General features: G+C 54.2%; 7 protein-coding genes. 2 read left to right on the top strand and 5 right to left on the bottom strand.

The window, feature by feature from the left end:
* The 5 genes from KQJ18_RS17020 to treR form a co-directional block, all read right to left on the bottom strand.
* Window positions 1-261 (bottom strand): 4Fe-4S cluster-binding domain-containing protein (locus KQJ18_RS17020; protein WP_216422365.1); only part of this gene is annotated, 261 nt, incomplete at its 3' end.
* Between the two features lie 120 nt (window positions 262-381).
* Window positions 382-2,520, bottom strand: coding sequence for an anaerobic ribonucleoside-triphosphate reductase (gene nrdD, locus KQJ18_RS17015; protein ID WP_038636715.1), 2,139 nt, complete (start codon window positions 2,518-2,520; stop codon window positions 382-384).
* Window positions 2,521-2,929: 409 nt separating this feature from the next.
* Window positions 2,930-4,582, bottom strand: coding sequence for an alpha,alpha-phosphotrehalase (gene treC / locus KQJ18_RS17010; protein ID WP_087857463.1), 1,653 nt, complete (start codon window positions 4,580-4,582; stop codon window positions 2,930-2,932).
* A 49-nt stretch (window positions 4,583-4,631) separates the two neighbouring features.
* On the bottom strand, window positions 4,632-6,050 hold the full coding sequence (treB, locus tag KQJ18_RS17005) for a PTS trehalose transporter subunit IIBC (RefSeq protein WP_038636721.1): 1,419 nt from the start codon (window positions 6,048-6,050) through the stop codon (window positions 4,632-4,634).
* A gap of 156 nt (window positions 6,051-6,206) precedes the next feature.
* Complete coding sequence (gene treR / locus KQJ18_RS17000) at window positions 6,207-7,154, bottom strand: trehalose operon repressor TreR (RefSeq protein WP_038636723.1); 948 nt, start codon at window positions 7,152-7,154, stop codon at window positions 6,207-6,209.
* A gap of 388 nt (window positions 7,155-7,542) precedes the next feature.
* On the opposite strand from treR, the gene mgtA reads away from it, so the two are divergent.
* Window positions 7,543-10,251 (top strand): magnesium-translocating P-type ATPase, encoded by a 2,709-nt coding sequence (mgtA, locus tag KQJ18_RS16995; RefSeq protein ID WP_204526430.1) that lies wholly within the window; start codon window positions 7,543-7,545, stop codon window positions 10,249-10,251.
* A 375-nt stretch (window positions 10,252-10,626) separates the two neighbouring features.
* Window positions 10,627-11,579, top strand: a 953-nt coding sequence (locus KQJ18_RS16990; protein ID WP_216422364.1) for a TRAP transporter substrate-binding protein, incomplete at its 3' end; no start/stop codon positions are given.

Here is an 11,579-nt window from a genome sequence, read left to right as displayed (position 1 = left end):
TTGCAGAATATCCGGCACGTTTTGCGGATGCAGCGGATCGCCGCCCGACAGCGAAATTCCCTGACGGTGAATACGCGTGTCGTTCAGATCGGCAATGATCTTATCTTCCATCTCTTTGGTAAACGGCTCGCCGGAATTGAGCCGCCAGGTGCTTTTGTTATAGCAACCGGGGCATTCGTGTACGCACCCTGACACAAACAGGGTGCATCGGGTTCCTGGGCCGTTGACGATATCGACAGGATAGTATTGATGGTAGCGCATAGAGGATGTCCAGAAAGCATGTAGGCCGGATAAGGTGCTTGCACCGCATCCGGCAACATTGTGATGCCTGATGGCGACGCGATTGCGTCTTATCAGGCCTACGGCCTTTGCAAACGGATATTAACCGATCTGCCCATTGCCTAAATGCTTAACGCGGCGCTTCACTTCTTCCTGCTTACCGGCGTTAAACGGACGTGCGTCCGGGCTGCCTAAATAACCGCACACGCGGCGGGTGACCGACACGCGCGCGGCGTCGTGGTTACCACATTTCGGGCAGGTGAAGCCTTTACTGGTGCACTCGAACTCACCGGTAAAGCCGCACTCGTAGCATTCATCGATTGGCGTGTTGGTGCCGTAATACGGCACGTGCTGATAGCTGTAATCCCAAACGTCTTCCAGCGCTTTCAGGTTGTGCTGAATATTCGGGTACTCGCCGTAGCAAATGAAGCCCCCGCTCGCCAGCGGCGGGTATGGCGCTTCGAAATCGATCTTGTCGTACGGGTTCACCTTTTTCTCCACGTCGAGGTGGAAGCTGTTGGTGTAGTAACCTTTGTCGGTTACGCCCGGCACCACGCCAAACTCGGCGGTATCCAGACGGCAGAAGCGGTCACACAGGTTTTCACTCGGCGTGCTGTACAGGCTAAAGCCATAGCCGGTCTCGTCTTTCCACTGATCGACCGCCTGACGCAGACGTTCCACAATGGCGATACCTTTGGCGCGCAGTTGCTCGCTGTCATAGACATGTTTGTCGCCAAACAGCGCGTTGATGGTCTCATGAATGCCGATGTAGCCCAGAGAGATAGAGGCGCGACCATTTTTAAAGATCTCAGACACGTCATCGTCCGCTTTCAGACGCACGCCGCAGGCACCTTCCATGTACAGAATGGGCGCAACGCGGGCTTTTACGCCTTCCAGACGCGCGATACGGGTCATTAGCGCTTTACGCGCCAGCACCAGACGGTCGTCGAGCAGTTTCCAGAAGGTGGCTTCATCGCCATGGGCTTCCAGCGCGATACGCGGCAGGTTGAGGCTGATAACGCCGAGGTTGTTGCGACCATCGTGAACCTGTTCGCCGTTCTCGTTTTCCCACACGCCGAGGAAGCTGCGGCAGCCCATTGGCGTTTTGAACGAACCGGTGACTTTGACCACCTGATCGTAGTTCAGGATGTCCGGGTACATACGCTTGCTCGCGCATTCCAGCGCCAGCTGCTTGATGTCGTAGTTCGGATCGCCAAACTTGTGGTTCAGACCATCGCGAATCGCGAACACCAGTTTCGGGAACACGGCGGTTTTACGGTTTTTACCGAGGCCAGCAATGCGGTTACGCAGAATAGACTGCTGGATCAAACGCGATTCCCAACTGGTGCCCAGGCCAAAACCAAAGGTGACGAACGGCGTCTGACCGTTGGCGGTATGCAGGGTGTTCACTTCATACTCAAGGGACTGGAATGCGTCGTAGCACTCTTTCTCGGTACGGGAATGGGCATAACCGTCAGCGTCCGGGATCTGCCATTCTTCAGCGGTCTTGCGATGTTTATTAAAGCTCTCGGTCACGAACGGCGCGAGAACTTCATCAATACGGTTAATGGTAGTACCGCCATAAATATGGCTGGCAACCTGCGCGATAATCTGCGCGGTCACGGCGGTCGCGGTAGAGATGGATTTTGGCGGCTCAATCTCCGCGTTACCCATCTTAAAGCCCTGCGTCAGCATGCCTTTCAGGTCGATCAGCATGCAGTTAAACATCGGGAAGAACGGCGAGTAGTCGAGATCGTGATAGTGAATATCACCACGCTCGTGCGCCTGAACGACATCACGCGGCAGCAGGTGTTGGCGCGCATAGTGTTTGGCGACGATCCCGGCCAGCAGGTCGCGCTGGGTCGGGATCACTTTGCTGTCTTTGTTGGCGTTTTCGTTCAGCAGAGCAGAGTTGGTTTGCTCAACCAGACCACGAATTTCCTGGTTCAGACGGCCACGTTTTTCACGCTGGATATCACGGTCGTGGCGATATTCGATGTACGCACGGGCGAGTTGTTTGTACGGGCCAGACATCAGCTGGTTTTCTACCGCTGTCTGGATCTCGTTGATATCGACCTGGCTGCGCTCATTCATCAGGCTACTAACGACTTCTGCGACGGTGGCACAGTAATCTGCGTCATCGACTCCCGCTGCTTTAGCTGCACGCAGAATGGCTTCTTTGATGCGCTCTGATTTAAACGGCACTTTACAGCCATCTCGTTTCATCACATGCGGTGTCATGATCACTCCATATTTATAAGAACAGGTTATCCACAGAGGTTGGGGAAGCGACCATGGCTTTATTCATCTCTATTGCCAATGACTTCCCGCAATCCTGACCCACGTTATCCACAATTCCACCGTGAAGCGGTGCATTGTAGTTGTAGCAATTATAGGCGATTAATACAACATATTGGGTCGGCGTGCATTTTAAGTTCTATATGTAGTGATTTGCATCAAGGATGTTTACGATTTTTTTGATGTAGCGCAAAGTAAAAATCGGAGCGTACAGATGACGGGCGCTACAGCCGATTGTAAATTACCCCTGGAAAATTCTGATTAATTATTCAGCAAAAACAGGAAGGTAAGCTGAGCGTAGGCGACAACGCCCGGCCACGCTATGCGTACCGGGCCTGAACATCATTGCAAGCTATTTTTGCACCCACCAGATGGCTTCAAAAGGACGCAGCGTCATGTCAACGGGTTGGCTGGCGACCTCGGCATAGTTGTGCATCAGCACCTGCCAGTTTCCGTCGGCATGCGTCGGTTGCCAGCTCTGGAAGGTATCGCTCAGGTTGGCAATAACCAGCAGCCGCCGTCCTTGCCATTCGCGCTGATAACACCATACGTGTGGGCTGTCTGGTAACAGATCCTGGTAATCGCCCCAGGTGATAACCGGCTCCGTTTTACGCAGGGCGATCAGCTTCTGATAGGTGTAAAACACAGAATCAGCATCATCAAGCGCCGCTGCAACGTTGATCTCGGCTGCGTTGTCACACAGATTGATCCACGGTTCGCCCGCGGTGAAACCCGCGTGCTGGCTGGCATCCCACTGCATTGGCGTGCGGCTATTATCGCGGGATTTACTGGCGAGGATTGCCAGCAACTCTTCGGCATCGCGTCCCTGCCCGTTCAGTTCGGCGAACATGTTATGGCTTTCTACATCGCGGTAATCAGTAATCTGGCGGAAGTGCGGGTTGGTCATGCCAATCTCTTCCCCCTGGTAGATATAGGGCGTACCCTGCATACCGTGCAGCACCATCGCCAGCATTTTGGCGGCGGGCACACGGTATTTCCCTTCATCGCCAAAACGCGACACGATGCGCGGCTGATCGTGGTTACACCAGAACAGCGCATTCCATGCGACGTTGTGCATGCCCTGCTGCCAGTGGCGGAACAGAGTTTTGAGCGCCACGTAGTCCGGTTTGGCTAACGTCCATTTTTCCCCGTTGGGGTAATCCACCTTCAGGTGGTGGAAGTTAAAAGTCATCGACAGTTCGCTGCCGTCCAGCGCGGCGTATTGCTGACAGTTTTCCAGCGTGGTGGAAGACATTTCGCCGACTGTCATCAGGCTACGTGGGGTGAAAACGTCGCGGTTCATCTCGCGTAAAAACGCATGCGCGCGCGGACCGTCGGTATAAAAACGGCGGCCATCGCCGTCGGGATCGTTCGGGAAGTCCTGATCTTTGGAGATAAGATTGACTACGTCGAGGCGCAGGCCGTCCACGCCGCGATCGGCCCAGAACTCGCACACTTTTTTCAGCTCGGCGCGTACCGCCGGGTTTTGCCAGTTCAGGTCGGCCTGCTCAGGGGCAAAGAGATGCAGATAATACTGCTCGCTTTCGGCGTGCCAGCCCCAGGCGCTGCCGCCAAATTTTGACTGCCAGTTGTTCGGCGGGGTGGTCGGTTCGCCGTCGCGCCAGAGATAAAACTGACGATACGGGCTGTCTTTATCCAGCGCCTCACGAAACCAGGCGTGCTGGGTTGAGGTGTGGTTAAACACCATATCCAGAATAATGCGTATGCCGCGCGCTTTCGCCGCTGCTACCAGTTCGTCAAAGTCTGCAAGCGTGCCGTAAGCCGGGTCAACTGACATGTAGTCGGCGACATCGTAGCCGTTATCAACCTGCGGCGAAATGTAGAACGGCGTCAGCCAGATAGCGTCCACGCCCAGCTTTTGCAGATAGCCGAGGCGCTGCGTTACGCCGCGCAAATCACCCGTGCCGCTGCCGGTGGTGTCCTGAAAACTCTTGGGATACACCTGATAGATAACGCCGTTTTGCCACCAGTGTGGAATATTCATTGCTGTTTCCTGGAGATACGATGGGGCGCAACTGCGCCCCGAAGAAAAGTTACACAATCTGTAATGTGCCCTGACGGTATTTACGCTGGTAGACGAATGAGGTCAGTACCATCGGGATAACGATCGCGATGACCATCGCCATGCCAAACACCTGCCAGTAAGTCGGCTGAATGGAGAGGATACCCGGCAGGCCGCCGACGCCAATGCCGTTCGCCATCACGCCGTTCAGGCCGCACAGCAGACCGGCGAGACCGGAGCCGATCATCGCGCACAGCATCGGGAAGCGGTATTTCAGGTTGATCCCGTACATTGCCGGTTCCGTTACCCCGAGATAAGCCGAGATCGCCGCAGGTACTGATATTTCGCGTTCATTGTGTTTGCGGCTGGAGATAATGATGCCGACCACCGCAGAAGCCTGAGCGATGTTTGACAGCGCAATCAGCGGCCATACCGGCGTACCGCCCATGCTCTGGATCATCTGCATGTCGATAGCCAGCGTGGTCTGGTGTACGCCGGTGATCACCAGCGGCGCATACAGGAAGCCGAACAGCGCCGCGCCAATCGGCGCAAAGCTGCCGGTCATCAGATGACGAACCGCGAACGCCACGCCGTCGCCGATCATGCGGCCAAACGGACCGATAAAGGCGTGCGCAAGGAACACCGCGAGGATCAGCGAGCACACCGGGACGATCACCAGATACAGATAATCCGGGACGATGCGTTTCATGCGCGTTTCAATAAATCCAAGCGCCAGGCCAGCCAGCAGTGCCGGGATAACCTGCGCCTGGTAGCCCACTTTCTCTATGCTGAACAGGCCGAAGTTCCACACTTCCGGCACCTGTTGACCGAGCAGATAGGCGTTCATCAGCTGCGGCGAAACCAGGGTCACACCCAGCACAATACCGAGGATCGGCGTACCGCCCATTTTCTTCACCGCTGACCAGCAGATCCCGACAGGCAGATAGAAGAAGATCGCTTCGCCAATCAGCCACAGGAAGTCGTAGAGGGTTTTCAGCGACGGATGCATCTGCGCCAGCGTCTGCCCGTTACTCATTGGCAGATCGCCGATCACATTGCGAAAACCTAAGATCAAGCCGCCGCTAATCAGCGCTGGCAGCAGAGGGAAGAAGATCTCTGCAAAATGAGAAATGAGCTGTTCATGCCACTTCATGTTCTGCCGGGCGGCTTTTTTCGCCTGCTCTTTGTCGGCACTGGCCTGGCCGGTGGTCGCCAGCAGCGCTTTGTAGTAATCGCCCACCTCGGTGCCAATCACCACCTGAAACTGCCCGGCGTTGGTGAAGCAGCCTTTGACCATCGGCAACTGCTCTATCTCTTTTGGCCTGGCATTCGCAGGCTGATTCAGCACAAAACGCAGGCGAGTGATGCAGTGGCTCACCGTAGCGATATTGTCGCGCCCGCCTACCAGCTCAATCAGCCGGTCGATGTCTGCTTGTTTTATTTTGCTCATGATGACGTGTATTCCCCGTAGGCCGGATAAGACGCGTTAGGTCGCCATCCGGCAACTCCCGCGTTGTTGGCGCAAGAGTATATCTTCGATGAATATTTAAAAACGGGAACGTTCCCGAAACGCAGCGAAGATCACAAATTAGCGCTCAGAAAGCGATCAGGCGAGGGTGGAGGGAATAACGATTTGCCGCGGTTCGCTACGGCCGTTGATCTGCTCGATCAGCTGCGAGGCCGCTTGTCGTCCGGCTTCGGCGTAACCGGGATCGACGGTGATAATTTCCGGATGGAGGAATTTCATTAGCGGTGTGTTGCCCACACTCGCCAACTGCAGATTATCAATCCGCTGCTCCTGCAGATATTTGCTGACCCCAAGGGCAAGGGTATCCGTCGCGCAGACTAAGGCGGTGGTTTCCGGGGTGATGACATTGGCGGCCTGCTCATAACCCTGCTTCATGGCCAGGCCCGGTAGCGCGGCAACCGGATGCAGTTTGTGTTTTTTACAGAATGCCAGGTAGGCTTCATGACGGCGCTTGCCGGTGGTCACGTCGCTGTGGGGGACGCCAAGAAAGCTAATATGGCGGTGGTCGCGATCGTATAAACGCTGCATCAGGGTATGAATAGCGCCCTCATCGTCATAGCAGACGGAGGCAAAGCCTTTGGCATCTCTGGCCAGCAGTACCAGAGAATCCTGCCAGGAGGTGAGCATCGTTTCGGTAATGCCGGTAAAACCAAACAGCACCACACCGTCAATATTACGGCGTCTGAGCATGCCCAGATGTTCTTCGACCAGTTCAGGCGAGAACTGGCTTTCCATCATGATCGGATCGTAACCCTGTTCATAAAAAGCGGGCAGCATGGTCTGCACGGCGAGATTTTCTGAAAGAGAATCCAGGCGCGTGACGATAATCGCCACCACCTTGTCGCTTTGCCCACGCATGGCGCGTGCAGAGCGGGAAGGGGAAAAACCGTGCTGATTCATCACCGCTTCGACGCGTTCACGGGTACGTTCGCTGACGCCGCTTTCGTTGTTGAGAACGCGGGAAACCGTGGATTTCCCCACACCGCTTAAGCGGGCGATGTCTTTAATGGTCAGCCGATTTTGCATCCTGTTTTCCCGTGTCGCGTGTGAAGTTATGCCAAAAGAGAATAACTTTACTCAAGCACAGTGCAATGGGCAAAGTCTGGTATACGTTTGGTTTAGTTTCTATGCTTTATCATACCGCCATAATTGCCACAAACCTTATGGTTTTCTGCGTATAATCCGCGGCGCTTATCATTCACTTACCGGAGGCTATATGGATCCCGATCCCACCCCTCTCCCGAGACGGAGAAACACAACTTTCCGGTAAGCCTGTCTTTCACTGTCTTACCGGATGCGTAAGACAGTGACGTTCTGACGTCCCTGTTGTGATTTTAAAATTGCCATCAGGCAAGGCTTTGCCACGCCTGAAAGATTTACTGCGCCTGTTAAGACTGGCGCAGGGGGACTGCCTATGTTCAAAAATATTACTCGCCAGCTGTTTGCCCGGCTTAACCGCCATTTACCACATCGTCTGGTGCATCGCGACCCGTTGCCCAATGCGCAGACCGTTGCCAGCACACCGATCCCGCCCTCGCTGAGCGAACATTGCCTGAAAATGGCGCTGATGGACGAAGCCGCGCTGTGGAAAACGTTTGGCGCACACCCGGAAGGATTAAACGCCGCAGAGGTCGAGAGCGCCCGCGAAATGCATGGCGAAAACCAGTTGCCGGCGCAGAAGCCGTCGCCGTGGTGGGTGCATCTGTGGGTCTGCTACCGCAATCCGTTTAATATTCTGCTGACCATTCTTGGCGCCATTTCCTATGCCACTGAGGATCTGTTTGCTGCTGGCGTAATCGCGCTGATGGTCGCCATCTCGACGCTGCTGAATTTTGTGCAGGAAGCGCGTTCCACCAAAGCGGCAGATGCGCTGAAAGCGATGGTCAGCAACACCGCCACGGTGCTGCGCGTTATCAACGAAAAAGGCGAGAACAGTTGGGTTGAGCTGCCGATTGACCAGTTGGTACCCGGTGATGTCATCAAGCTGGCGGCAGGGGATATGATCCCGGCGGATTTACGTATCGTCCAGGCGCGCGATCTGTTTGTGGCGCAGGCTTCGTTGACCGGTGAATCGCTGCCCGTGGAGAAAGTTGCAACCAGCCGCGACCCGCAGCAAAGCAACCCGCTGGAGTGCGATACTCTGTGCTTTATGGGGACCAATGTGGTGAGCGGCACGGCGCAGGCTATCGTGATTTCGACCGGAGCCAATACCTGGTTCGGGCAACTGGCGGGCCGCGTCAGCGAGCAGGAAAGCGAGCAGAATGCCTTCCAGAAAGGGATCAGCCGCGTCAGCATGTTGCTGATCCGCTTTATGCTGGTGATGGCGCCCATTGTGCTCATCATTAACGGCTATACCAAAGGTGACTGGTGGGAGGCGGCGCTGTTTGCGCTGTCTGTGGCGGTGGGGCTGACCCCGGAAATGCTGCCGATGATCGTCACTTCGACGCTGGCGCGCGGGGCGGTGAAGCTGTCTAAACAGAAAGTCATCGTCAAGCACCTTGATGCCATCCAGAACTTTGGCGCGATGGATATCCTGTGCACCGATAAAACCGGGACCCTGACGCAGGATAAAATTGTGCTGGAGAATCATACTGATATCTCTGGAAAACCCAGCGAGCACGTTCTGCATTCCGCGTGGCTGAACAGCCATTACCAGACCGGGCTGAAGAATCTGCTGGATACGGCGGTACTGGAAGGCGTGGATGAGGAATCTGCCCGCCAGCTTTCTACCCGTTGGCAGAAAATCGATGAGATTCCGTTTGATTTTGAACGTCGCCGCATGTCGGTGGTGGTGGCGGAAGAAACGGATGTGCACCACCTGGTGTGCAAAGGCGCGCTGCAGGAGATCCTCAGCGTCTGCACCCAGGTGCGCCACAACGGCGAGATTGTCCCCCTGGATGAGGGCATGCTGCGTCGGGTGAAACGCGTTACCGATACGCTGAACCGTCAGGGGCTGCGCGTAGTGGCGGTGGCCACCAAGTACCTGCCCGCGCGTGAAGGTGATTACCAGCGTATTGATGAGTCGGATCTGATCCTCGAAGGCTATATCGCGTTCCTCGATCCGCCGAAAGAGACCACCGCGCCGGCGCTGAAGGCGCTGAAAGCCAGCGGTATTACGGTGAAAATTCTCACCGGCGATAGCGAGCTGGTGGCGGCAAAAGTGTGCCATGAAGTGGGGTTGGATGCGGGCGATGTGGTGATTGGCAGCAGCATTGAAGGGTTAAGCGATGACGAACTGGCAACGCTTGCTCAGCGCACCACGTTGTTTGCCCGCCTGACGCCGATGCACAAAGAGCGCATTGTCACGCTGCTCAAACGTGAAGGCCACGTGGTTGGCTTTATGGGCGATGGTATCAACGACGCTCCGGCGCTGCGCGCGGCGGACATCGGTATCTCTGTTGATGGCGCGGTCGATATTGCGCGTGAAGCGGCGGATATTATCCTGCTGGAAAAGAGCCTGATGGTGCTGGAAGAAGGGGTGATCGAAGGACGCCGTACTTTTTCTAACATGTTGAAGTACATCAAAATGACGGCCAGTTCTAACTTCGGTAACGTGTTTAGCGTGCTGGTGGCGAGCGCCTTTTTACCGTTCCTGCCAATGTTGCCGCTGCACTTACTGATTCAGAACCTGCTGTATGATGTATCCCAGGTGGCGATTCCGTTTGATAACGTCGACGAAGAGCAGATCAAAAAGCCCCAGCGTTGGAATCCCGCCGAACTGGGCCGCTTTATGATCTTCTTTGGGCCGATCAGCTCGATCTTTGACATTCTGACCTTTTGCCTGATGTGGTTTGTCTTCCATGCCAATACGCCAGAGCATCAGACGTTGTTCCAGTCGGGCTGGTTCGTGGTGGGCCTGCTGTCGCAAACGCTGATTGTGCATATGATCCGTACCCGTCGCGTGCCGTTTATCCAAAGTCGCGCCGCATGGCCGCTGATGCTAATGACGCTGGTCGTGATGGTGGTGGGCATTGCCTTACCGTTCTCGCCGCTGGCCAGCTATCTGCAATTGCAGGCGCTGCCGCTGAGCTACTTCCCGTGGCTGATTGCGATTCTGGCGGGCTACATGACATTGACCCAATTAGTGAAAGGTTTTTATAGCCGTCGCTACGGTTGGCAGTAAACATCAAACTTCTCAGCAGGATGGTGTAAATACCATCCTGCATTTCTCTTTTTCATTCGAAAGATATTCTCGCGAAATCGTAGTGTTTTATTTTTATTGAAATGCTAGCTGAGGGAATTAGTATCAAATCGCCTTCTTTGCGTTGTTTTTTTATCAATAAAACGATCTGTGTTGCAAAAATGAAACACTGTGCTAAAAATTATTAGCATCTGCGATTTTTTGTGAACGCAGTCATCGAAATAAATTGTTACACCAGCTAGTCTGCGCAGGTAACGTCGTTAAGAAAGTTTCTCGCTGCCCGTTTTAATTCCGGCAGTCATTTGCTCTGCAAGCTATTCCTGTTAATGGATATTATGAACTTCTGGAGAAGGACAAATGAAACTGACAAAAAACCTGTTAAGTCTGTGTATTGGCGCGTCCGTATTACTGGCGAGTCATGCAACGCTGGCACAAACTTTTCGCGCCGCGGATGTGCATCCGGCTGATTACCCGAACGTCGTCGCAGTGAAACATATGGGGGAGAAACTCAGCGCCGCGACCGATGGCCGTCTGGAGATTAAAACATTTCCAGGTGGCGTGTTAGGTGATGAAAAACAGATGATTGAGCAGGCGCAATTAGGCGCTATTGATATTATTCGCGTCTCAATGACGCCTGTTGCCGCCATTCTTCCTGAAATTAACGTATTTACCCTGCCGTATATCTTTCGCGATGAAGACCATATGCATAAGGTCCTTGACGGCATGATCGGTCAGGAGATTGGCGACCGACTGACGGCCAATACGAAATCGCGGCTGGTATTCCTGGGTTGGATGGACGCCGGGACGCGCAACCTGATTACTAAAAATCCGGTGGTGAAACCGGAAGATTTACACGGTATGAAAATCCGCGTTCAGGCGAGTCCGATAGCGCTGGATACCTTAAAGGCGATGGGCGCTAACTCTATCGTGATGGGCGTCAGCGAAGTGTTTAGCGGTATGCAGACCGGCGTTATTGATGGTACGGAAAATAATCCGCCAACATTTGTTGCGCACAACTATTTACCGGTCGTTAAAAACTATACCTGGAGCAAACACTTTATTATTCCTGAGCTTTTTCTGTTTTCCAAAGCCAAATGGGATAAATTGAAAAAAGAAGACCAGGAACTCATTATTAAGCTCGCCAAAGAAGCGCAGGTGGAACAACGCAAACTTTGGCAAGAATATAATGCGAAATCTCTGGAAACTATGAAAGCCAGTGGCGTTCAGTTCCACGATATTGATACGGACTATTTCTATAAAGCCACGCAGTCAGTGCGGGATAATTACGGTAAAGACCACCAGGATTTGAT

The sequence above is a fragment of the Citrobacter sp. S55_ASV_140 genome, from assembly GCF_018919505.1.
GTDB classification, from domain to species: Bacteria; Pseudomonadota; Gammaproteobacteria; order Enterobacterales; family Enterobacteriaceae; genus Citrobacter; species Citrobacter werkmanii.
The sequence above is the reverse complement of the archived record's forward strand: the minus strand, read 5'-3'. Positions and strand labels throughout refer to the sequence as shown.